Below are 21,429 nucleotides of genomic sequence, written 5' to 3' on the forward strand. Positions count from 1 at the left end.
GGCGTCGTTCCGGCGCGAACCGGGCTATCGGATTGTCGGCGCGTAGCGGGGACGCGCGCGCTGCCGGTCAGCGCCGGCATGGCGGAAAGGGACATGCTCGGACTTACCCCTTCATCCGGTTGATGTCGTCGACCGCGATCGTGCCGCGGCCACGGAAATAGATGACCAATATGGCCAGGCCGATGGCGGCCTCGCCGGCGGCGACCGTCAGGACGAACATCGCGAAGACCTGACCGACCAGATCGCCCAGATAGGCGGAGAAGGCGACGAGGTTGATGTTCACCGACAGCAGGATCAGCTCGATCGCCATCAGGATGATGATGACATTCTTCCGGTTCAGGAAGATGCCGAACACGCCCATCACGAACAGGATCGCCGAGACGACCAGATAATGCTGGAGCCCGATCACAGATCCACCCCCTGGCCCACGGCCGGCTTGACGTTGCGCACCGCATCTTCCGGACGGCGCATGTTCTGCGCGGCCACGTTCTGCGCCTTCACGCCGCCACGGGTACGGTGGGTGAGGACGATCGCGCCGATCAGTGCAACGAGCAGGACAAGTCCCGCACCCTCGAAGATGTAGAGATAGCGCGTGTAGATCAGCGTGCCGATCGCTTCGATGTTCGGCACTTCGCCCGGCGTCGGCGCGATGCGCGACGCCATGTCGACCCCACCGGCCTTCCAGGCGCCGATCGCGAAGATCATCTCCGCCGCGAGCACCAGCACGAGCAGCACGCCGAAGGGCAAATACTGCGCGAAGCCGGCCCGCAGTTCGGCGAAGTCGATGTCGAGCATCATGACGACGAACAGGAACAGCACCGCGACCGCACCGACATAAACGATGACGAGCAGCATCGCGATGAACTCGGCGCCGACGAGCACCATGAGCCCGGCCGCGTTGAAGAAGGCGAGGATCAGCCACAGCACGCTGTGCACCGGGTTGCGCGCCAGGATGGTGAGCGTCCCGGAGGCGATCACCAGCGAGGCGAACAGGTAAAAGGCGATGGTCTGGATCACGATTGAACCTCAACCCCTGGACCGACAAGCCCCTCCCCTTCAGGGGAGGGGTTGGGGTGGGGTCTCACCCCAAGGAACGCGCTGGCGGATAGGCCCCACCCCCGGCCCCTCCCCTGAAGGAGAGGGGTGAAGGAGGGCCATCCCTGACGCCGGAACGAAATCACGCGCGCCATTACCGGTACGGCGCGTCGGCGGCAAGGTTGGCGGCGATCGCGGGTTCCCAGCGGTCCCCGTTCGAAAGCAGCTTCGCCTTGTCGTAGATGAGTTCCTCGCGCGTCTCGGTCGAATATTCGAAATTCGGACCCTCGACGATCGCGTCGACCGGGCAGGCTTCCTGGCAGAAGCCGCAGAAGATGCACTTGGTCATGTCGATGTCGTAGCGCGTCGTGCGGCGCGAGCCGTCGTCGCGCGGCTCGGCCTCGATCGTGATCGCCTGCGCCGGGCACACCGCCTCGCACAGCTTGCACGCGATGCAGCGTTCCTCGCCGTTCGGATAGCGGCGCAACGCATGTTCGCCCCGGAAGCGCGGCGACAGCGGGTTCTTCTCATAGGGGTAGTTGATCGTCGCCTTGGGCTTGAAGAAATACTTCAAGGTCATCCAATGCGCCTTCACGAACTCCCAGAGCGTGAACGACTTGATGATGTAGCCGAGGCTCATCGAGCTCAAACTCCGTAGCGGGTGAGCATCAGCCACCCCGAGACAAGGAACACCCAGAACAGCGACAGCGGCAGGAACACCTTCCAGCCCAGCCGCATCAGCTGGTCATAGCGATAGCGCGGCACCGTCGCCTTCACCCAGGAGAAGATGAAGAAGAAGACCATCAGCTTGACGAAGAACCAGACGATGCCCGGCACCATGTAGAGCGGCGCCCAATCGACCGGGGGCAGCCAGCCGCCCCAGAACAGGATCGCGTTGAGGCCACACATCAGGATGACGTTCGCATATTCGCCGAGCCAGTAGAGCGCGAAGGCCATTGACGAATATTCGGTCTGGTAGCCGGCGACCAGCTCCGATTCCGCCTCGGTCAGGTCGAACGGGGCGCGGGCCGTCTCGGCCATGGCCGAGATCAGGAAGACCACCGCCATCGGGAACAGGAGCGGGTTGAAGCCATAGCCGTTGATGAAGCCGAAGATGTGGGCGCGCTGCCCCTCGACGATCGCCGACATGTTGAAGCTGCCGGTCCACAGCACCACCGATATGAGCACGAAGCCGATCGAGACTTCATAGCTGACCATCTGCGCAGCGGCGCGCAGTGCCGAGTAGAAAGGATATTTGGAGTTGGACGCCCAGCCCGCGATGATCACGCCATAGACGCCGATCGACGAGGCGGCGAGCACATAGAGCAGGCCGATGTTGATGTCGGCAAGCACCACGCCCGGCGCGAAGGGGATCACCGCCCAGACGATCAGCGCGACCGTGAAGGTGATGATCGGCGCGAGCAGGAACAGGCCCTTGTTCGCGGCCGCAGGGATGATCGTTTCCTGCAGGAAGACCTTCGCGCCGTCGGCGAAGCTCTGCAGCAGGCCCCAGGGACCGACGACGTTCGGGCCACGGCGCAGCGCCATGGCCGCCCAGATCTTGCGGTCGGCATAGATGATCATCGCGACCGCGAGCATCAGCGGCAGCGCGATGACAAGGATGCCGATGATCGTCGAGGCGAGCCACGCCCATTCGAAGGCGAGGCCCCAGCTTTGGAACAGCGCGGTCATTCGGCGGCCTCCGCGAAGCTCTGGCCGTGGATGAGCTCGGCCGAGCAGCGCTGCATCGTGTCGCTCGCGCGAGCGATCGGGTTGGTAAGATAGAAGTCCTTGATCGGATAGCCGACCGGACCGGACGCGCTGGCGACGAGGCCGGCGGGCACCGACCAGCCATAGTCCGCTAGGCCCTCGACGCCGAGTGCCGGAACATCGGCAATCATTGCGGCCCGCAGCTGGTCGAAATTGTCGAACGGAAGCTTGTGGCCGAGCACGTCGGACAGAGCCCGGAAGATCGCCCAGTCCTCGCGGGCGTCGCCGGGCGGGAAGACCGCACGGTCGCTGCGCTGGACGCGCCCTTCGGTGTTCACATAGGTGCCGGGCTTCTCGGTATAGGCCGCGCCCGGAAGGACGATGTCCGCCCCCGCTGCGCCGACGTCACCATGGTGGCCGACATAGACCTTGAGGCTCTCGGCGAAGCGCGACAGATCGACATCGTCCGCGCCGAGCAGGAAGAGCAGCTTGGGCGCCGCAGCAGCGAGGTCGGCGATGCCACCCTTCTGCGCATAGCCGAGCATCAGCCCGCCCATACGCGCGGCGGCGAGATGCACGACGTTATAGCCGTTCCAGCCGTCCTTCACGAGGCCGAGCGGCTCGACCAGCGCCAGGGTCGCACCCTGGGCACCCGCCTTCAGCGCGCCGCCACCGACGATCAGCGCAGGCCGTTCGGCCTTGGCGAAGGCGTCGAGCACCTCCTGCGGAAGCTTGCCGAGCAGGCCGAGGTCGTTGCCGAGCCAGCTGACCGGATAGGTCAGGTCGACCTCTTCGCCGATCGCGAAGACCTTGGCGCGCTTCTTCACCACCGCCTTGCGGATGCGGGTGTTGATCAGCGGGGCTTCCCAGCGGAGGTTTGAGCCGACGAGCAGGATGACGTCGGCGGTCTCGAGGCCGGCGATCGTGCTATTGAGGTTCACTGCCGAGAGACTGGACGTGTCATAGTCCATGCCGGTCTGGCGACCCTCGATCAGGGTCGAGCCCAGCGCGCCGAGCAGTGCCTTGGCGGCGTACATCGTCTCGCAATCGAGCTGGTCGCCCGCGATCGCGGCGACCGATGCGCCCGCGTCGACCGCCTTTATCGCGGCGAAGGCATCGGCCCAGCTCGCCTCGACGAGCTTGCCGTCCTTGCGTACGAAGGGCCGGTCGAGGCGCCGACGGACGAGACCGTCGACGGCATGGCGCGTCTTGTCCGACGCCCATTCCTCGTTCACGTCCTCGTTGATCCGGGGCAGCACGCGCAGCACCTGGCGGCCACGGCTGTCGAAACGCACATTGGTGCCGACCGCGTCCATCACGTCGATGCCGAGCGTCTTCTTGAGCTCCCACGGACGGGCCTCGAACGCATAGGGCTTGCTGGTGAGCGCACCTACCGGGCACAGGTCGACGACATTGCCCGAAAGCTCGCTCGTCACCGCCTTTTCGAGATAGGAGGTGATCTGCATATTCTCGCCGCGATAGACCGCGCCGATCTCCTCTACCCCCGACACTTCTTCCGCGAAGCGGACGCAGCGGGTGCACTGGATGCAACGGGTCATCGTCGTCTTGACGATCGGGCCCATATATTTGTCGGTGACCGCGCGCTTGTTCTCGGCGAAACGGCTCTGGCCGCGGCCATAAGCGATCGACTGGTCCTGCAGATCGCACTCGCCGCCCTGATCGCAGATCGGGCAATCGAGCGGGTGATTGATCAGCAGGAATTCCATCACGCCTTCGCGTGCCTTCTTCACCATCGGCGACTGGGTCAGGATTTCCTGATTGTCGGCGGCGGGCAGCGCGCAGGAGGCCTGGGGCTTGGGCGGCCCCGGCTTCACCTCGACGAGGCACATGCGGCAATTGCCGGCGATCGACAGCCGCTCATGGTAGCAGAAGCGCGGGATTTCCTTGCCCGCGGCTTCGCACGCCTGGAGCACCGTGGCGCCGGCGGGGACTTCGACTTCGATCCCGTCTACGGTCAGTTTCGGCATAGGTCCTCGACGGTCATCCCTGGATGTCAGCGGGCGGCGGAGCCACCGCGCGCTGATAAAGAGCTTCGGCCAGCACTGCACGCAGCGACTGGCGGTTTGCCTTGAGCGTGGCGCCCTGCGGCAGGCACGGCCCGAGCGTCGCGCCCAGCGCCTTCGTCGCCGCGATTTCCTCGGCACTTTCGGGCGCGGTTGCCAGCAGCGCATGGATACCGGCCGGGTTCTGGTCGGCCGTGCAGGCGCCCATCTCGTCGATCGCGGCAGGGCGGCCGGTGACTGCGAACCAATCGCGCGCATAGCTCGGCTGGGCCGGCAGCGGCTGGAGCGCGTCGTCGGTCTTCATCTTGAGCAGCGCGGCTTCGGCATACATGCCCCGCATCACGTCGGCCGGCGCCATGACAGCGGCGCCCTCGATGCTCGGCGTATCGGTCAGCTGTGCGCGGGCGCATTCGACGCTCTTGCTCAGGGCGCGGCCATAACGCTGCAGGTCGGCATCGTTCCTGGCCGCCAAGAAGGCGCGCACATCGCTGCCGCGCTTGAAATAGAGGCATTCTGCCGTGCGATGCGCCGTGCGCAGCGCGTCATAGCCGATGCGCTGATTGACCGTGCGCGTGCGCTCGCCGAGGCGCGAACCGATCGGCGGCTCGGCCGACACAGACTGAGCGACGAGCGCGCCCGCAACGATCAGCAGGGTGGAAGCCGCCTTCATTCGGCCGCCTCCATCATCGGGCTGCCGCCGCGCTCCGCGATGCGGCGCTCGACCTCGGGGCGGAAATGGCGGAGCAGGCCCTGGATCGGCCAGGCGGCCGCGTCGCCGAGCGCGCAGATGGTGTGGCCTTCGACCTGCTTGGTGACGTCGAGCAGCATGTCGATTTCCTCGACCGCCGCATCGCCGGTGCGCAGGCGCTCCATGACGCGCCACATCCAGCCCGTGCCTTCGCGGCAGGGGGTGCACTGGCCGCAGCTCTCATGCTTGTAGAAATAGCTGAGCCGGCTGATCGCGCGGACGATGTCGGTCGACTTGTCCATGACGATGACCGCCGCCGTGCCGAGGCCCGATCCGACGCCCTTGAGGCCGTCGAAATCCATCGGCGCGTCCATGATCTGGGCGGCCGGCACCAGCGGCACCGAGGAACCGCCCGGGATCACCGCGAGAAGATTGTCCCAGCCGCCGCGGATGCCGCCGGCATGCTTGTCGATCAGCTCACGGAAGCTGATCCCCATCGCTTCCTCGACGACGCAGGGCTTGTTCACATGGCCCGAGATCTGGAAGAGCTTGGTGCCCTTATTGCCTTCGCGTCCGATCGACGAAAACCAGGAGGCGCCGCGCCGCAGGATCGTCGGGGTAACCGCGATCGATTCGACGTTGTTCACCGTGGTCGGGCAGCCATAGAGGCCAGCACCCGCCGGGAAAGGCGGCTTCAGGCGCGGCTGGCCCTTCTTGCCCTCGAGGCTCTCGATCTGCGCGGTTTCCTCGCCGCAGATATAGGCGCCTGCGCCACGGTGGACGAAGACGTCGAAATCATAGCCCGATCCAGCGGCATTCTTGCCGAGCAGGCCGGCAGCATAGGCTTCCTCGACGGCGGCGAAGAGCACCTTCGCCTCGTAGATGAACTCGCCGCGGATATAGATATAGGCCGCCCGCGCGCGCATCGCGAAGCCCGCGACGAGCGCGCCTTCGATCAGCTTATGCGGATCGTGGCGGATGATCTCGCGGTCCTTGCACGAGCCCGGCTCGGATTCGTCGGCGTTGATCACCAGAAAGCTAGGACGACCGGGCTTCGGCTCCTTGGGCATGAAGCTCCACTTCATGCCGGTCGGGAAGCCGGCGCCGCCGCGACCGCGCAGACCCGAGGCCTTGATCTCCTCGATGATCTGGTCCGGCCCGCGTTGGAGCAGTTGCTTGGTATTGTCCCAGTCGCCGCGTTTGCGCGCCGCCTCGAGGTTCCAGGACTGGAACCCGTAGACGTTGGTGAAGATGCGATCCTTGTCGTCAAGCATGGAGAGCACCCCGAACAGAAAGCGCGGCTCCGGCACAGGCCGGATGACCGAGGGAGAGGCCGGTCGGTACCGGCGCGGTGAAAAGGCCGAAAGCAGCCATCAGATCTTCTTTCCGAACAGCTTGTCGGCAACGAAATAGGCGAGCACGCCCAGACCGATCGCAATCGCGACGCCCAGCAGCTTGAAGGTCACCTTCACGAGGATGACCGCCAGCACGACCGTGACGATGATCGCGATCAGCGCACTCATGCCGGCGCATCCCAGCGTCCGCGATAGTCATGATTCTCGCCGACCATCTCAGGCAGCGTCGTCGGGCCGCCTTCGGGGCAGCTCGTCTGGCGGTCGATCTGCGGGCCGATCTTCGGCTGTTCGCCGCGCGCCAGCGCGTCGAGCACCGCAGTCATGCTGTCGAAGGTCAGATCCTCGTAATTGTCGTCGTTGATCTGAACCATCGGCGCGTTGGCGCAGGCGCCCAGGCATTCGACCTCGGTCAGGGTGAACAGCCCGTCGGCGGTCGTCGCGCCCTTCTTCATGCCCTTCTTGTAGCAGGCATCGAGGACGTCGTCGGAGCCGCGCAGCATGCACGGCGTCGTCCCGCACACCTGCACATGATAGCGGCCGACCGGCGCCAGATTGTACATGGTGTAGAAGGTCGCGACCTCGAACACGCGGATATAGGCCATGTCGAGCTGCTTGCCGATATATTCCATCACCGGCACGGGCAGCCAGCCCTGGGTATTGGTCTCGGCGCCGACCTGGCGCTGCGCCAGATCGAGCAGCGGCATCACCGCCGACTGCTGGCGGCCCGGTGGATAGCGGGCGATGATTGTCTTCGCCTGCTCGGCATTTTCCGCCGTCCAGGCGAAATTGCCCCAGCGGGCGCGGGTCTCCGCCTCGTCGGGAATATGGGCTGCGTCAGCCATCAGCGCACGAACTCCACGCGCGACACCTTGTCGCCTTCGAAACTGTAGATGCTCATCACCTCGAACGGCTCGGCATCGCTGGACCGGTACACCTTCTCATGAAGGAGGACATAGTCGCCGAGCTGCTGGCCGGACAGGATTTCCGCGCGATTCTCGGGGAACTGCGCGAACATCGCCTTGAGCCCTTCGCGGACGCCCTCGCGCCCGTCGCGCAGCACCGCGCCGCGATAGCCGGCCTCGGCCGCGTCGTCGGTCATCAGCGCGACATAGGCGTCGGCGTCCTGCGCATTGTAATGCGCGATCATCTGCTCGGCGATCGATAGCTTGCTGCTCACCGGTCGCACTCCCCGAACACGACATCGATCGCCGAAAGGATGGCGGTGGTGTCGGCGAGCATATGGCCCTTCATCATGAAGTCCATCGCCTGGAGATGGCTGAACGCGGTCGGGCGGATCTTGCAGCGATACGGCTTGTTGCTGCCGTCCGAGACCAGATAGACGCCGAACTCGCCCTTGGGACTCTCGGTCGCGACATAGACGTCGCCCTCGGGAACGTGGAAGCCCTCGGTGTAGAGCTTGAAATGGTGGATCAGCGCTTCCATCGAGCGCTTCATCTCGCCGCGCTTCGGAGGCACGACCTTGCGGTCGAGGCTGGCGATCGGCCCTTCGGGCATTTCGCGCAGGCACTGCTTGATGATGCGCGCCGACTGACGGACTTCCTCGATGCGGACCATGATCCGGTCGTAGCAGTCGCCCTTGGTTCCCACCGGAACCTCGAAGTCCATGCGATCATAGACGTCGTAGGGCTGCGCCTTGCGGATATCCCAGGGGATGCCCGCGGCACGGATCATCGGGCCGGAGAACCCCCAGGCGATCGCGTCTTCCTTGCTGACCACGCCGATGTCGACGTTGCGCTGCTTGAAGATACGGTTGTCGGCGAACAGCGAGACCGCGTCCTCGAACAGGCGCGGCATGCGGTCGTCGAGCCAATCGCCGATGTCCGTCAGCAGCTTCAGAGGCACGTCCTGGTGCACGCCGCCCGGACGGAACCAGGCCGAGTGCATGCGCGCGCCCGAGGCCCGCTCGAAGAAGTTGAGGCAATCCTCGCGAATCTCGAACAGCCACAGGTTCGGGGTCATCGCGCCGACGTCCATGACGTGTGCGCCGATGTTGAGCATGTGGTTGCAGATGCGGGTCAGCTCGGCGAACAGCACGCGCAGATATTGCGCGCGGATCGGCACTTCGAGCTGGAGCAGCTTCTCGATCGCCAGCACATAGCTGTGCTCCATTCCGAGCGGCGAACAATAGTCGAGCCGGTCGAAATAGGGCAGCGCCTGCAGATAGGTCTTGTACTCGATCAGCTTCTCGGTGCCGCGATGGAGCAGGCCGACATGCGGGTCGACGCGCTCGACGATCTCGCCGTCGAGTTCCATCACCATGCGGAGCACGCCATGCGCGGCCGGATGCTGCGGGCCGAAGTTGATCGTGTAGTTCTGGATCTCCGTCTCGCCCTTCTGGACCTCGGGAGTCAGCGTGTCATAGGTCGAAGCCATTACTTCTTCGCTCCGTCGCCGAGCGGGTCGGCCTTGCCTTCGCCGGTCTGCCCCACATGGTCGGTCGTCTTGGGCGTGGACGGCGGCGCCTTGCCCTCGACCGGCTTGGGCGCGGTGCCGGCCGGCGCGGGCGCAGGCGTCGGTGCACCCGGCTGCGTCGCCGAGACCTTCTCATCGCCGGGAAGGATATAGTCGGCGCCCTCCCACGGGCTCATGAAGTCGAAGCTGCGGAAGTCCTGCGCCAGCTTGACCGGCTCATAGACCACGCGCTTGTGCTGTTCCGAATAGCGCAACTCGACATAGCCCGTCAGCGGGAAGTCCTTGCGCTGCGGATGGCCGCGGAAGCCATAGTCGGTCAGGATACGGCGCAGGTCCGGGTTGCCCTCGAACAACACGCCATACATGTCGAAGACCTCGCGCTCGAGCCAGCCGGCGACCGGCCACAGCCCGGTCACCGACGGCACCGGGGTGACCTCGTCGGCGGCGACGTGCACGCGGATGCGATGGTTCCGCGTCAGGCTGAGCATGCAATAGACGACCTCGAACCGCTCGGCACGGTCGGGATAGTCGACGCCCGCAATTTCCATCAGCTGCTGATATTCGAGCTGATCGCGCAGGATCGTCATCGTCTCGACGAGGCTGTCGCGGGCGACGTGCAGCGCATATTCGCCGACGCACTGGCGCAGCTCGATCAGGCGCGCGCCAAGGGCGGCCGTCACCGCCTCGGCAAACCCGTCTTTGGCCGCGAAACGCGGGAAGGTCAGCGAAGTGTCACTCATCTCTCGAGCGTCCCCACGCGGCGGATCTTACGCTGCAGCTGCATGATGCCGTAGAGCAGCGCTTCGGCGGTCGGCGGGCAGCCCGGCACATAGATGTCGACCGGCACGATCCGGTCGCAGCCGCGCACGACCGAGTAGCTATAGTGATAATAGCCGCCGCCATTGGCGCAGGAGCCCATCGAGATCACATATTTGGGCTCGGACATCTGGTCGTAGACGCGACGCAGCGCGGGAGCCATCTTGTTGCAGAGGGTGCCCGCGACGATCATCACGTCCGACTGGCGCGGCGAGGCGCGCGGCGCGGCGCCGAAGCGCTCCAGATCATAGCGCGGCATGTTGACGTGGATCATCTCGACCGCGCAACAGGCGAGACCGAAGGTCATCCACCACAGCGAGCCGGTGCGGGCCCACTGAAACAGCTCCTCGGCGGAGGTGACCAGGAAACCCTTGTCGTTGACCTCGGCCTGCAGCGACTTGAAGAAGTCGGCGTCAGGCTGGACGATGTCGCCGCCAAAGCCTTCCAGCTTGTGCGGGTTGCGCGCCGGATCGAGCGTCACTCCCATTCCAGGGCTCCCTTCTTCCACGCGTAGATGTAACCGATCGTCAGTTCGACGAGGAAGATCATCATCGAGGCCCAGCCGGCGAAACCGATCGCACCGAGCGAGACCGCCCAGGGATAGAGGAAGGCCGCTTCGAGGTCGAAGATGATGAACAGGATCGCGATCAGGTAGAAGCGCACGTCGAACTGCGCACGGCTGTCCTCGAAGGCCGGGAAGCCGCATTCATATTCGGTGAGCTTCTCGGGGGTCGGCTTGTGCGAGCCGGTCGCGCGCGACACGAGCATCGGCAGGAACACGAACGCGCTCGACAGAACGAGAGCGACCCCCAGGAAGATCAGGATCGGTAGATATCCAGCGGCGACTGACGCCATGAACAGGCTCCGAGCAGAGGGCCGGGAATCCGGCCTTTGGCGCGACCTTTAGGCGCGCCGCATGTGCGAAGCAAGGTGTCGGGGAGTGAGAATGACTCGCAAGAAGTCCACGGTTTCCCGGAGCTTTCGGGGAAGCTGGCTCTTGGTGCAGCCGTGCGCTGCCGCCGCCGTTGCAAGGCGGCGGCGTACGCCCTCAGAGCCCCTTGACGCCCTGCGCGACGAGCTTGTGCAGCCGCGTAGCCAGCCCGTCATTGGTGGCGAGATATTCGTTGCGCTCGTGCATCCGGTCACCGCCGCGGAAATCGCTGACGAAACCGCCCGCCTCGCGGACCAGAAGGATGCCCGCCGCCACGTCCCAGATCTTCAGCTCCGACTCCCAGAAGGCATCGAAGCGGCCGGCCGCGACCCAGGCGAGGTCGAGCGACGCAGCGCCGAAGCGACGGATACCGGCGATCTCGGGGCCGACCTGGGCGAAGATGGCGCTCCACTTGCGGATATCGCCATGGCCGAGAAAGGGGATGCCGGTCGCGACCAGCGCATCGGCGAGGTCGCGGCGGGCGGACACGCGCAGGCGACGATCCTGCAACCAGGCACCCCGCCCCTTTTCCGCCCAGAAGCTCTCGTCGGTCAGCGGCTGATAGATCAGGCCATGGCTGACGTCGCCGCGCATCTGGCCCGGCCGGGCCGGCTCCTCGACCGCGATCGAAATGGCGAAGTGCGGGATGCCGTGGAGAAAGTTGGTGGTGCCGTCGAGCGGATCGATGATCCAGCGCGGCTTGGTGGGATCGCCCTCGATCTCGCCGCCTTCCTCGAGCACGAAGCCCCAGTCCGGGCGGGCGCGCTTGAGCTCTTCCACCAGCGTCTGCTCGGCGCGCTGGTCGGCCATCGACACGAAGTCGGCCGGGCCCTTGCGGCTCACCTGAAGCTGCTGGACCTCGTTGAAGTCGCGGCGCAGGCGCGGCGCGGCCTTGCGCGCGGCGCGATCCATGACGGTGATGAGGCCGGAATGGCTGACCAAGATTCTTCTCCGTTCGTGCCGGGCGGGCGGCACAGTCTACGCGAAACGCGTCCCGCGCACTGGCGGAACGAAATAGGCGGGCCGGCCCCAGGGGCCGGCCTCGCGATCAGACGGGATCAGTCCGCGCGGCGGACATATTCCTGGCTGTAGACGTCGACGACGATGCGGGTGCCGCTGGCGATATGCGGCGGCACCATCACGCGGACGCCGTTTTCCAGCAGCGCAGGCTTGTAGCTGGACGAGGCGGTCTGTCCCTTAACCACGGCGTCGGCCTCGACGATCAGCGCCTCGACGGTGTCGGGCAGCTGCACCGAGATCGGGCGCTCGTCATAAAGCTCCATCACGACGTCCATGCCGTCGTTGAGGAAGGCCGCGGCGTCGCCGAGCAGATCGCGCGGCAGCGTGATCTGCTCGTAGCTGTCCTTGTCCATGAAGGTCAGGTCCTCGCCCTCGGCGAACAGGAACTGGAAATCCTTGGTGTCGAGGCGAACGCGCTCGACCGTCTCGGCCGAGCGGAAACGGACGTTGTTCTTGCGTCCGTCGATCAGATTCTTCATCTCGACCTGCATATAGGCGCCGCCCTTGCCGGGCTGCGTATGCTGGATCTTGACGGCGCGCCAGATGCCGCCTTCATATTCGATGATGTTGCCGGGACGGATGTCCACGCCGCTGATCTTCATGGTTCACCTGAGACTGAGGATTTGAAAGAGCCGGCGGCGGCCATAGCCGCAGCGCCGAAAAAGGGCAAGGCGACTCCCTCGCGCGGCATTGCCTTGCCCCTGCGCGGAATGGGCGACCGCGCCGGACCGGAACTGAACGAAGGGGAAGGCGCGCCGGGCTCCGGCATATAGCGGTTCACCTGCCCGGCGGTTCGCGCTACATCGTCGCGATGAACACCTTCTTCTTCATCCTCATCCTGCTGGCGGTGATCGGTACCGTCGTCGCCCTCGTGCGCGGGATCATCGCCTTCCTCAAGACGACCGAAGAGGATCTGAAGGCGGGAACGGTCAGCCGGTCGGGGCTGCAGCAGAACAAGATGATGCGGATGCGCATCGCCTTCCAGGCGATCGCGGTGATCCTCGTGATCCTGCTGCTTATCATGAGCCGTCCCTGAGCTCCGCGACACGATGGTTCGGCTGAACAGGATCTACACCCGCACGGGCGATGCGGGCGAGACGGGCCTCGTCGATGGCTCGCGCCTGCCCAAATGCGCCCCGCGCATGGCCGCGATCGGCGACGTCGACGAACTCAATTCGGCGATCGGTATCGCCCTGACGCACAACATGCCGTCGGCGGCGGGGGCGAAGCTGTCCCGAATCCAGAACGAACTGTTCGACCTTGGTGCCGACTTCGCCACGCCGGGTCCCGATTTCACACCCTCCGATATGGTGCTCCGCATCGTCGAGTCGCAGGTCGAGCGGCTCGAGGCCGAGATCGACGAGATGAACGAGGCGCTGGAGCCTCTGCGCAGCTTCATCCTGCCCGGCGGCCATCCGGCTTCTGCGGCCATCCATCTGGCACGCGCGATCTGCCGACGGGCGGAGCGATCGGCCGTAGCAGCCGACCGCGATGCGGGACTGAATCCGGTCGGCCTCGCTTATGTAAACCGGCTGTCGGATCATCTGTTCGTGCTCGCCCGCTGGATCAACCTGGCCGGAGAGGGCGACATCTTGTGGAAGCCGGGGGCAACCCGCTGAACGGGCTCGCACGCCCGGCGGCGCGCAAAGCCGCGCCGTTCAGACGTGCGAACTCGCCACCATCGCGCCGGGATCGCCGATCATCCGGTCGAGCAGGACGAAGCCCACCGACATGAAGACCACCGCGATCAGGAGCGACTGTACAAGCTCCCGGCGACTGATCAGGCCAAGCATCGCAACCTCCTCCACCAACGGAAAAGCACGTCGCCTCTAGGCGATGCAGGGTTGAGAATCGGTTAACCACCGCCCACATCCCAGGCCGACGGACCGCCTTGCGCGCGGCGAACAAATCTGGAACATTCCCGACATGCTCACACATATCTCGGTGCGCGGCGCGCGCGAACACAACCTCAAGGGCGTCGACGTCGACCTGCCGCGCGACAAGCTGATCGTGATCACCGGCCTGTCGGGATCGGGCAAGTCCAGCCTGGCCTTCGACACCATCTATGCCGAGGGCCAGCGCCGCTATGTCGAGAGCCTGTCGGCCTATGCGCGCCAGTTCCTCGAACTGATGCAGAAGCCCGACGTCGACCATATCGAGGGCCTGTCGCCGGCCATCTCGATCGAGCAGAAGACGACCAGCCGCAACCCGCGCTCGACCGTTGCGACGGTCACCGAGATCTACGATTATATGCGCCTGCTGTGGGCGCGCGTCGGCGTTCCCTATTCGCCCGCGACCGGCCTGCCGATCGCCGCGCAGACGATCAGCCAGATGGTCGACCGCATCCTGCAGCTGAAGGAGGGCACGCGCTTCCTGCTGCTTGCGCCGGTCGTGCGCGGCCGCAAGGGCGAATATCGCAAGGAACTGGCCGAATGGCAGAAGGCGGGCTTCACCCGCGTCCGCATCGACGGCGAAAATTACGAGATCGAGAACGCGCCCGCGCTCGACAAGAAGTACAAGCATGACATCGAGGTGGTGGTCGACCGCCTGGTGGTGCGCGAAGGTATCGAGACCCGGCTGGCGCAGAGCTTGGAGACCGCGCTCCGCCTTGCCGATGGTCTGGCCTTTGCCGATCTGGTCGACACGACCGTGGCCGAAGCGACGGTGTCTGCGGCAAGCAATCCTCCCCGGAACGGGGAGGGGGACCAGCCGCAGGCTGGTGGAGGGGCCGCCGCCGTCCGCGAGATGCCTGTCGCCTTCCAATATGGCGAGGCCCTTTCGGACGTCGCCGGCAAGACGACCGGCGGCATGAAGAAGACGGGAATCCCCGCCAACCGCATCACCTTCTCCGAGAAATTCGCCTGCCCCGTCTCGGGCTTCACCATCGCCGAGATCGAGCCCCGCCTTTTCTCGTTCAACGCACCGCAGGGTGCCTGCCCGGCCTGCGACGGCCTTGGCGAAAAGCTCTATTTCGATCCGCAGCTGGTCGTCCCGAACGAGGCGCTGTCGATCAAGCAGGGCGCGGTCGTGCCCTGGGCCAAGTCGAACCCGCCCAGTCCCTATTATATGCAGGTGCTGAGCTCGGTCGCGCGCGCCTATGGCTTCAAGCTCGAGACGCCCTGGAACGAGATCCCCCAGGAATATCGCGACGTCGTCCTCTACGGCACCAAGGGCAAGGCGATCACGCTGACCTTCATCGACGGCCGCAAGAGCTATGACGTCCAGAAGCCGTTCGAGGGCGTGATCCACAATCTCGAACGCCGGATGCTCGCGACCGAGAGCGCCTGGATGCGCGAGGAACTGTCCAAATATCAGAGCGCGGCCCCGTGCGAGGTGTGCGGCGGCGCCCGGCTGAAGCCCGAAGCGCTGGCGGTGAAAATCGCGGGCGAGGACATTTCGATGTCGACGCGGCGTGCGGTCGGCCCCGCCCTCGCCTTCTTCCGCGACATGCCCAACCATCTCAACGAGCAGCAGCGCGCTATCGCCGAGCGCATCCTCAAGGAGATCGTCGAGCGGCTGGGCTTCCTCGACAATGTCGGGCTCGACTATCTCAACCTCGACCGAACCTCGGGCACGCTGTCGGGCGGCGAGAGCCAGCGCATCCGCCTCGCCTCGCAGATCGGCTCGGGCCTGTCGGGCGTGCTCTACGTCCTCGACGAGCCGTCGATCGGCCTCCACCAGCGCGACAATGACCGGCTGCTGATCACGCTGCGGCGGCTGCGCGACCTGGGCAATACGGTGATCGTCGTCGAGCATGACGAGGACGCGATCCGCACCGCCGACTATATTCTCGACATGGGGCCGGGCGCGGGCGTCCATGGCGGCGAGGTCGTCGCCTCGGGCACGCTCGACCAGATCCTCGCGCATGAGGACAGCCTGACCGGCGCCTATCTGTCGGGCCGCCGGATGGTCGACGTTCCGAAGAAGCGGCGCAAGGGCAATGGCAAGAAGCTGACCGTCCACGGCGCGCGCGCGAACAACCTGAAGGACGTGACGGCGTCGATTCCGCTGGGCACTTTCACCTGCATCACCGGCGTGTCGGGATCGGGCAAGTCGAGCTTCACGATCGACACGCTCTACGCCTCGGCGGCCCGTCAGCTCAACGGCGCGCGGGTCGTCGCCGGGGCGCATGACAAGATTAGCGGCCTCGACCATTGCGACAAGGTGATCGACATCGACCAGTCGCCGATCGGTCGCACCCCACGCTCCAATCCGGCGACCTATACCGGGGCCTTCACCAACATCCGCGACTGGTTCGCCGGGCTGCCGGAGAGCGAGGCGCGCGGCTACAAGCCCGGCCGCTTCAGCTTTAACGTCAAGGGTGGCCGTTGCGAGGCCTGCCAGGGCGACGGCGTGCTCAAGATCGAGATGCACTTCCTGCCCGACGTCTATGTCACCTGCGACGTGTGCCACGGCGCGCGCTACAACCGCGAGACGCTGGAGGTGAAGTTCAAGGGCAAGTCGATCGCCGACGTGCTCGACATGACGGTCGAGGATGCGGTCGAGTTCTTCAAGGCGGTGCCGCCGATCCGCGACAAGATGGCGATGCTGGCCGAGGTCGGCCTCGGCTATATCAAGGTCGGGCAGCAGGCGACGACCTTGTCGGGCGGCGAGGCGCAGCGCGTCAAACTGGCCAAGGAACTGTCACGCCGGTCGACCGGCAACACCCTCTACATCCTCGACGAGCCGACGACCGGCCTCCATTTCGAGGATGTCCGCAAGCTGCTCGAAGTGCTCCACGCGCTGGTCGAACAGGGCAATACGGTGGTCGTGATCGAGCATAATCTGGAGGTCATCAAGACCGCCGACTGGATCATCGACCTGGGCCCCGAAGGCGGCGTCCGCGGCGGCGAGATCGTCGCGGAGGGCACACCGGAGAAGGTAGCGAAGGAGCCGCGCAGCTACACCGGCCATTATCTGAAGCCGCTGCTCGAGGCAGGCGCGCAGGTTGCGGCAAAATGAGCGCTTATCGGCCGGAGTTCGAAGATGCACTTCGAATGCTTGCCGAAATCAGCGCTGCAATGGCGGAACGCCGCCTGCCCCGACCGATATTGGTCGGCGGTGCCGCCGTGGAGTTTTACACTCTGAGCGCCATCAATACGGGCGACTTCGATCTTTGCTCACCTCGCCAGTCGGAATTGGAGGAGGAGATGCAGAAGCGCGGGTTCGTCCGGCCATCGGGGCAGGGTAAATCGACCAGAGGATGGATACATCCCGCGCTGGGGTTGGGGTTCGAAATCGTTGGATCGGCTCTTTTGGATGGACATACAGACCCGAATAAGCTCGTTCTTGTCGAGCACCTTGGCCCGGGCCAGTCGTTAGCGGTTATCGCAGTCGAAGACCTGATTGCCGATCGTATGGGTCAGTTTGCTTCCGGCAGCGCTCCCGAAATGCGGGAACAGGCTCGTTCGCTACTCAAACTTCACCCTGACGTCGATCTAGTTTATCTTGACCGCCGAGTCCGCCATGAGACTGCCGGACTGCTCGGAGCCCAGAATGTCCAAGACTGACGACGCAGCCGACTGGACCGGAAAGAGAATAGATTTCGTCAGCTTCAAGGAGGCGTTGGCGGCGCGGCGTGACGCCCTCGGCGCGGATCTGGTGATACCGCGCAATAGCGGCGCGCGACGCACGCCCAGCAAGAAGGCGCTACTTGCTGCGATCGAGAATACGGGCAAGCGCTGGTGATCTGCATACGCCCCTAAACTTGGGAGGATCGCTGGTCAGCACCGCGTGAAAGCCGTATCAGCGGCCGTGCTGCCGATCATGCAGCCGCTCGACCAGAACGAAGCTGATGATCATCAGCAGATACCAGGCCCCGAGCTTGCCGATCGACACCATCGCCCAGCCGCTGCGCTGATGCGGATAGCTCCACGCGTGGGCGAAGGTGCCTAAATTCTCCGCGAACCAGATGAACAGCGCGACGAGGAGGAAGCCCAGGAGAAGCGGCATCCGGCGATGCTCGCGAAAGGGCCGGAAGAACACCCAGGTTCGCAGATAGAGCAGCGCGGTCGCTGCGAATAGTGCGAGGCGGATGTCGGGAAGCCAGTGGTGGGCGAAGAAATTGACATAGATCGCTACCGCCAGCGCGATCGTCGCGCCGCGCCGGGGGTAATGCGAGAAGCGGAAGTCGAAGATGCGCCAGACGCGCGCGAGATAGCTGCCGACGGCGGCATACATGAAGCCCGAGAATAAAGGGACGTCGCCGATCCGCAGCAGGCCTGCTTCGCGATACTCCCAGCTGCCATGCGCGGTCTTGAACAGCTCCATCACGGTGCCGACGATGTGGAACGCGAATATCACCCTTGCCTCGCTCCAGCTTTCGAGCCGGAAGGCCAGCATCGCGATCTGGATCAGCAGTGCGGCCACGGTCAGGAAATCGTATCGCGCGACCGGCGCCTCCTCAGGCCACCAGAAATGGGTCGCGAGCAGCAGCGCCAGCATCAGTCCACCGAACAGACAGGCCCAGCCCTGTTTGAAACCGAACAACAGAAACTCATAGAGCAATGCCGGAAAACCGCTTTGCGGGGCAGCAGCCTCGAGCCGAGCGCGCACGCCCGCGAAGCGGGTTACTTCCGATGATCGACGTTCGTCGTGCACGGCCATGGACCTAGCCTGCATTGCCGAAGCTTGTCGATGCCGCTATCCGCCGACCCTTTTTTCTCGGAGACCGGACGATGAACCACAAGCGTCGGCGCCCCCGCAATCAGCGCGCGGGCTGCAAATATTGCAAATCCTGGAAGCGCAACGGCCATCGCACCGAGCGCCGCGACGGGGAGCGTTTCTCCGACCATCGCCGTCGCATGGCCGGAGAGTCAGGCTGACGCAGGCGGCGGGGTCTTGCGAGGCCCGTCGCCTTCCCTCACTTTCGAAGCAGACCCACCCGGAGCGTGATGGCGCATGTGCAACGAAGTGGCCCGGCGGATCGAGCTGGGCCTGATACGACAAGACTTCGCCGAGTTGCGCATCCCGCTGCGGTTCGGCGAGGGTGTGCCCAACATGGCACCGCTGCCGAGCGTGCGGATCACCGACCGGACGGTGATCATCCGGGCCGCGCGCAATGTGCCTGTGGAGAAACCCAGTGAGAGCCTCGGCGAGGTACAGGCAGCCGAACTGGTCACACGGCGCTGGAGCTGGCCGGGCACCTCCGGCAAACCTGTCTATAACTACCGCAGCGAAGGGCGCGATTTCCGCAATTCGGCGCGGCAGGGCCGCTGTCTCGTGCCCGTCGATGGCTTCTACGAGTTCACCGCGCCCGCCGATCCGCGCGCGAAGCGCAAGGACAAATGGCTGTTCCGATGGAAGGCGCGCGACTGGTTCGCCATCGCCGGCTTGTGGAAGAGCGATCCCGCCATCCCCGATCCCGCGGGTGAGGCCTTCACCCTGCTGACCTGCGAGCCCGGCCCCGACATAGCCCCCTATCATGGCCGGCAGGTGGTGCTGCTCGACCGCACCGACTGGGCAGGCTGGCTCGATGGATCGGTTCCGGCGCAGGCGCTGCTGCGTCCCACGCCCGGCGGCACGCTGAGCGTCGAGCCGGCGGGAGACGCGCGCCTGCTCTAGTCCTGAGCGGCCTGCCGCTCCCATAGCCTCCGTTTCCGATCATTCTCCGGCTCCAGCGCGCTTGACCCCGTCGCCGGGCAGCGGGCACCACTGATCCCCGACAAGGGGAACGACATGGCGATCATCACCGCACCGGCCGCCGGGCGCCTGCGCATGGACCTGTTCAATTTCGACCGGCTGACCGATTTCGATTCGGTCATCGTGACGCAGACCAGCAGCCTGCTGGCGATCGACGTCGACGGCTATCGCTACGCCTTCACCGGATCGGGCGTCCGCTACAACGGCTTCGGCGAGCCGATCGGCGGCGTGATCACCGGGTTTCGCTTCACGCAAGGATCGACCGTCCTTTTCGAGGCGAGCGGTTTCTCGGTCGATGCCTCGCTTTTCTATCTGCTCACCTATGCGCCAAACGATCCGCTGAGTCTGCTCCTCGCGGGCAATGACGAGTTTCGTGGCGGTGCGCTCGCCGACGTCATCCGCGACGTCTTCGGTCACAATGTCATCATGGGCGGCGGTGACAGCGACACGCTGACCGGCGGCAACGGCAACGACCATATCTATGGACAGTCACCGAGTGGCGGGGCCGACGGCGGGGATCTGCTCAACGGCGGGGGCGGATCGGATTATCTGCAGGGCAATGCGGGGCGCGATACGATCGACGGCGGCAGCGGGTCCGACCGGATCCAGGGCGGCGCCGACGACGACAGCATCCTCGGCGGTGCGGGCCATGACATCATCAACGGCAATCGCGGCAGGGATTCCATTCAGGGCGGGTCAGGGAACGACGCCTTGCGCGGCGGACAGGACGACGACACCATTCAGGGCGGCGATGGCGACGACCTGATCACCGGCGACCGCGGCGTCGACCGGCTGGAGGGCGGCAGCGGTAGCGACATATTCCTGTTCGGGCCCGACAGCGCGCCGATCGGTGCCGATCTCCAGGCGATCGATCGGATTCTTGATCTTTCGACGGTGAACGATGTTCTGTCGCTCGGCTTTCGTCCCGAAGCGATCCTGGAAGGCAGCGTTTCGACCTCGCTGGCCGAGGCACAGGCGCTCGCCCAATCGCTGTTCGACGGTCATGCGGGCAGTCACGAGGTAGCGCTGATCCGGCTCAGCGGTGCCAATGACGCCGTGCTTTTCTGGGCGCAGGATGGCGGCGGCATCGTGAACGCCGCCGTGGGGCTGGGCACATCGTTCGTAACCGGATCGCTCGCCTTCGACGACTTCATCTGAGGCGCGCCGCTGGCACGACCGGCAGAGGTCCGATCCGCGTTCAGACGATCTGGCTGCGCTTCGTCATCGGTTCCAGGCGGCGCATCACCACGCGAATGTCGGGCTCGCCGTGCCGCTCGATGCGGCCCTCGAACAGGTCGGGGCTGATCACTTCTGCCACGACCTCCAGCCGGAAGATGGGTTCGTTCGTTCCGAACATGCGCTGATAGCCGCCGCCGAAGCCGTGCCGCACGATCGTCAGCGCGGCCCGCAAGGTGGTGCCATCCAGCCGGAAGCCGCCATGGAAGATGACATGGCCGTCGCCGCCAGCCATGCGGTCACCATCGACATGGACCATCCCGCCGCGCGTTTCGTCGTCGCGGCAGCCGAAGGGCCCGAAGCGCAGCGTCCACAGGCCTTGGACCTCGTCCGCCGTCACGCTGTTCGCCTGCGTCCCGATATCCAGCCAGCGCCCCGCAACGGGCGGCTGCCGCAGGTCGAACGCTTCGCGATCCGGTCGCTCCATCTCCACACGCCCTCGCAACAGACTGACTTCACGAGGGAAATTGACGCAGCAACCGAGTCGGAGACAGACCCGGTAAAATACCTATCCATTTTGGAGATAAACTTCGTGGCGTG

27 protein-coding genes are annotated in these 21,429 nt (G+C 65.2%); 8 read left to right on the forward strand and 19 right to left on the reverse strand.

Annotation, left to right across the window (positions count from 1 at the left end):
* Positions 1-103: 103 nt before the first annotated feature.
* From nuoK to efp, 16 genes are all read right to left on the reverse strand, one after another.
* Positions 104-409, reverse strand: coding sequence for an NADH-quinone oxidoreductase subunit NuoK (nuoK, locus tag G6P88_RS11130; RefSeq protein ID WP_012049195.1), 306 nt, complete (start codon positions 407-409; stop codon positions 104-106).
* Positions 406-1,017 (reverse strand): NADH-quinone oxidoreductase subunit J, encoded by a 612-nt coding sequence (locus G6P88_RS11135; RefSeq protein WP_165323216.1) that lies wholly within the window; start codon positions 1,015-1,017, stop codon positions 406-408. The genes nuoK and G6P88_RS11135 overlap by 4 nt, the downstream gene beginning before the upstream one ends.
* A 172-nt stretch (positions 1,018-1,189) precedes the next feature.
* The gene (gene nuoI, locus G6P88_RS11140) at positions 1,190-1,675 is read right to left on the reverse strand and encodes an NADH-quinone oxidoreductase subunit NuoI (protein ID WP_165323217.1); all 486 of its coding nucleotides are present in this window, start codon (positions 1,673-1,675) and stop codon (positions 1,190-1,192) included.
* A gap of 5 nt (positions 1,676-1,680) precedes the next feature.
* Positions 1,681-2,727, reverse strand: coding sequence for an NADH-quinone oxidoreductase subunit NuoH (gene nuoH, locus G6P88_RS11145; RefSeq protein WP_165323218.1), 1,047 nt, complete (start codon positions 2,725-2,727; stop codon positions 1,681-1,683).
* On the reverse strand, positions 2,724-4,733 hold the full coding sequence (nuoG, locus tag G6P88_RS11150; RefSeq protein ID WP_165323219.1) for an NADH-quinone oxidoreductase subunit NuoG: 2,010 nt from the start codon (positions 4,731-4,733) through the stop codon (positions 2,724-2,726). The genes nuoH and nuoG overlap by 4 nt, the downstream gene beginning before the upstream one ends.
* A 13-nt stretch (positions 4,734-4,746) precedes the next feature.
* Positions 4,747-5,439: a hypothetical protein gene (locus G6P88_RS11155; protein ID WP_165323220.1), complete on the reverse strand. Its 693-nt coding sequence runs from the start codon at positions 5,437-5,439 to the stop codon at positions 4,747-4,749.
* On the reverse strand, positions 5,436-6,731 hold the full coding sequence (nuoF, locus tag G6P88_RS11160) for an NADH-quinone oxidoreductase subunit NuoF (protein WP_165323221.1): 1,296 nt from the start codon (positions 6,729-6,731) through the stop codon (positions 5,436-5,438). Before nuoF ends, G6P88_RS11155 begins: the two co-directional genes overlap by 4 nt.
* 99 nt (positions 6,732-6,830) lie before the next feature.
* Entirely contained in the window at positions 6,831-6,980 is a 150-nt protein-coding gene (locus G6P88_RS11165) for a hypothetical protein (protein ID WP_165323222.1), read from the reverse strand.
* Positions 6,977-7,654, reverse strand: coding sequence for a complex I 24 kDa subunit family protein (locus tag G6P88_RS11170; protein ID WP_165323223.1), 678 nt, complete (start codon positions 7,652-7,654; stop codon positions 6,977-6,979). Before G6P88_RS11170 ends, G6P88_RS11165 begins: the two co-directional genes overlap by 4 nt.
* Positions 7,654-7,959: a nuclear transport factor 2 family protein gene (locus G6P88_RS11175; protein ID WP_165325137.1), complete on the reverse strand. Its 306-nt coding sequence runs from the start codon at positions 7,957-7,959 to the stop codon at positions 7,654-7,656. Before G6P88_RS11175 ends, G6P88_RS11170 begins: the two co-directional genes overlap by 1 nt.
* Positions 7,960-7,985: 26 nt before the next feature.
* The gene (locus G6P88_RS11180; protein ID WP_165323224.1) at positions 7,986-9,206 is read right to left on the reverse strand and encodes an NADH-quinone oxidoreductase subunit D; all 1,221 of its coding nucleotides are present in this window, start codon (positions 9,204-9,206) and stop codon (positions 7,986-7,988) included.
* Entirely contained in the window at positions 9,206-9,985 is a 780-nt protein-coding gene (locus tag G6P88_RS11185) for an NADH-quinone oxidoreductase subunit C (protein ID WP_165323225.1), read from the reverse strand. The genes G6P88_RS11180 and G6P88_RS11185 overlap by 1 nt, the downstream gene beginning before the upstream one ends.
* Positions 9,982-10,548 carry a NuoB/complex I 20 kDa subunit family protein gene (locus G6P88_RS11190; RefSeq protein WP_165323226.1) on the reverse strand — a complete coding sequence of 189 codons (567 nt, stop codon included), beginning with the start codon at positions 10,546-10,548 and terminating at the stop codon, positions 9,982-9,984. Before G6P88_RS11190 ends, G6P88_RS11185 begins: the two co-directional genes overlap by 4 nt.
* A complete protein-coding gene (ndhC, locus tag G6P88_RS11195; RefSeq protein WP_165323227.1) occupies positions 10,539-10,916 on the reverse strand; it encodes an NADH-quinone oxidoreductase subunit A in 378 nt (125 codons plus the stop codon). Before ndhC ends, G6P88_RS11190 begins: the two co-directional genes overlap by 10 nt.
* Before the next feature lie 193 nt (positions 10,917-11,109).
* A complete protein-coding gene (locus tag G6P88_RS11200; RefSeq protein WP_165323228.1) occupies positions 11,110-11,934 on the reverse strand; it encodes an inositol monophosphatase family protein in 825 nt (274 codons plus the stop codon).
* Between the two features lie 116 nt (positions 11,935-12,050).
* Entirely contained in the window at positions 12,051-12,614 is a 564-nt protein-coding gene (gene efp / locus G6P88_RS11205) for an elongation factor P (protein WP_056361879.1), read from the reverse strand.
* A gap of 209 nt (positions 12,615-12,823) precedes the next feature.
* Between efp and G6P88_RS11210 the strand changes: the two genes are divergently transcribed.
* Together G6P88_RS11210 and G6P88_RS11215 are read left to right on the forward strand one after the other, a co-directional pair.
* Positions 12,824-13,048, forward strand: coding sequence for a twin transmembrane helix small protein (locus G6P88_RS11210; protein ID WP_165323229.1), 225 nt, complete (start codon positions 12,824-12,826; stop codon positions 13,046-13,048).
* 13 nt (positions 13,049-13,061) lie between these two features.
* Positions 13,062-13,631 carry a cob(I)yrinic acid a,c-diamide adenosyltransferase gene (locus G6P88_RS11215; RefSeq protein WP_165323230.1) on the forward strand — a complete coding sequence of 190 codons (570 nt, stop codon included), beginning with the start codon at positions 13,062-13,064 and terminating at the stop codon, positions 13,629-13,631.
* 39 nt (positions 13,632-13,670) lie between these two features.
* Here the strand turns inward: G6P88_RS11215 and G6P88_RS20440 are convergent, their stop codons facing one another.
* Complete coding sequence (locus G6P88_RS20440; protein ID WP_282097759.1) at positions 13,671-13,805, reverse strand: hypothetical protein; 135 nt, start codon at positions 13,803-13,805, stop codon at positions 13,671-13,673.
* Positions 13,806-13,938: 133 nt separating this feature from the next.
* Between G6P88_RS20440 and uvrA the strand changes: the two genes are divergently transcribed.
* Genes uvrA through G6P88_RS11230 form a run of 3 tightly spaced genes read left to right on the forward strand, consistent with a single transcriptional unit; the run spans position 13,939 to position 17,700 of the window.
* Positions 13,939-16,974: an excinuclease ABC subunit UvrA gene (gene uvrA, locus G6P88_RS11220; RefSeq protein ID WP_165323231.1), complete on the forward strand. Its 3,036-nt coding sequence runs from the start codon at positions 13,939-13,941 to the stop codon at positions 16,972-16,974.
* Positions 16,971-17,522 carry a hypothetical protein gene (locus G6P88_RS11225; protein WP_165323232.1) on the forward strand — a complete coding sequence of 184 codons (552 nt, stop codon included), beginning with the start codon at positions 16,971-16,973 and terminating at the stop codon, positions 17,520-17,522. Before uvrA ends, G6P88_RS11225 begins: the two co-directional genes overlap by 4 nt.
* Positions 17,509-17,700 (forward strand): hypothetical protein, encoded by a 192-nt coding sequence (locus tag G6P88_RS11230; protein WP_165323233.1) that lies wholly within the window; start codon positions 17,509-17,511, stop codon positions 17,698-17,700. The genes G6P88_RS11225 and G6P88_RS11230 overlap by 14 nt, the downstream gene beginning before the upstream one ends.
* Before the next feature lie 57 nt (positions 17,701-17,757).
* On the opposite strand, the gene G6P88_RS11235 is transcribed toward G6P88_RS11230, so the two are convergent.
* Positions 17,758-18,612, reverse strand: coding sequence for a DUF817 domain-containing protein (locus G6P88_RS11235; RefSeq protein WP_425594448.1), 855 nt, complete (start codon positions 18,610-18,612; stop codon positions 17,758-17,760).
* Between the two features lie 77 nt (positions 18,613-18,689).
* On the opposite strand from G6P88_RS11235, the gene G6P88_RS11240 reads away from it, so the two are divergent.
* The 3 genes from G6P88_RS11240 (at position 18,690) to G6P88_RS11250 (ending at position 20,811) form a co-directional block, all read left to right on the forward strand.
* Positions 18,690-18,836, forward strand: a complete 147-nt coding sequence (locus tag G6P88_RS11240) for a hypothetical protein (protein WP_165323235.1) — start codon at positions 18,690-18,692, stop codon at positions 18,834-18,836.
* Between the two features lie 76 nt (positions 18,837-18,912).
* Positions 18,913-19,575 (forward strand): SOS response-associated peptidase family protein, encoded by a 663-nt coding sequence (locus tag G6P88_RS11245; protein ID WP_165323236.1) that lies wholly within the window; start codon positions 18,913-18,915, stop codon positions 19,573-19,575.
* A 114-nt stretch (positions 19,576-19,689) separates the two neighbouring features.
* Positions 19,690-20,811 carry a calcium-binding protein gene (locus tag G6P88_RS11250; RefSeq protein ID WP_165323237.1) on the forward strand — a complete coding sequence of 374 codons (1,122 nt, stop codon included), beginning with the start codon at positions 19,690-19,692 and terminating at the stop codon, positions 20,809-20,811.
* Positions 20,812-20,851: 40 nt separating this feature from the next.
* On the opposite strand, the gene G6P88_RS11255 is transcribed toward G6P88_RS11250, so the two are convergent.
* Positions 20,852-21,316, reverse strand: coding sequence for a hypothetical protein (locus G6P88_RS11255; RefSeq protein WP_165323238.1), 465 nt, complete (start codon positions 21,314-21,316; stop codon positions 20,852-20,854).
* Between the last annotated feature and the right edge of the window lie 113 nt (positions 21,317-21,429).

The sequence above is a fragment of the Rhizorhabdus phycosphaerae genome (genome assembly GCF_011044255.1).
GTDB lineage: Bacteria > Pseudomonadota > Alphaproteobacteria > Sphingomonadales > Sphingomonadaceae > Rhizorhabdus > Rhizorhabdus phycosphaerae.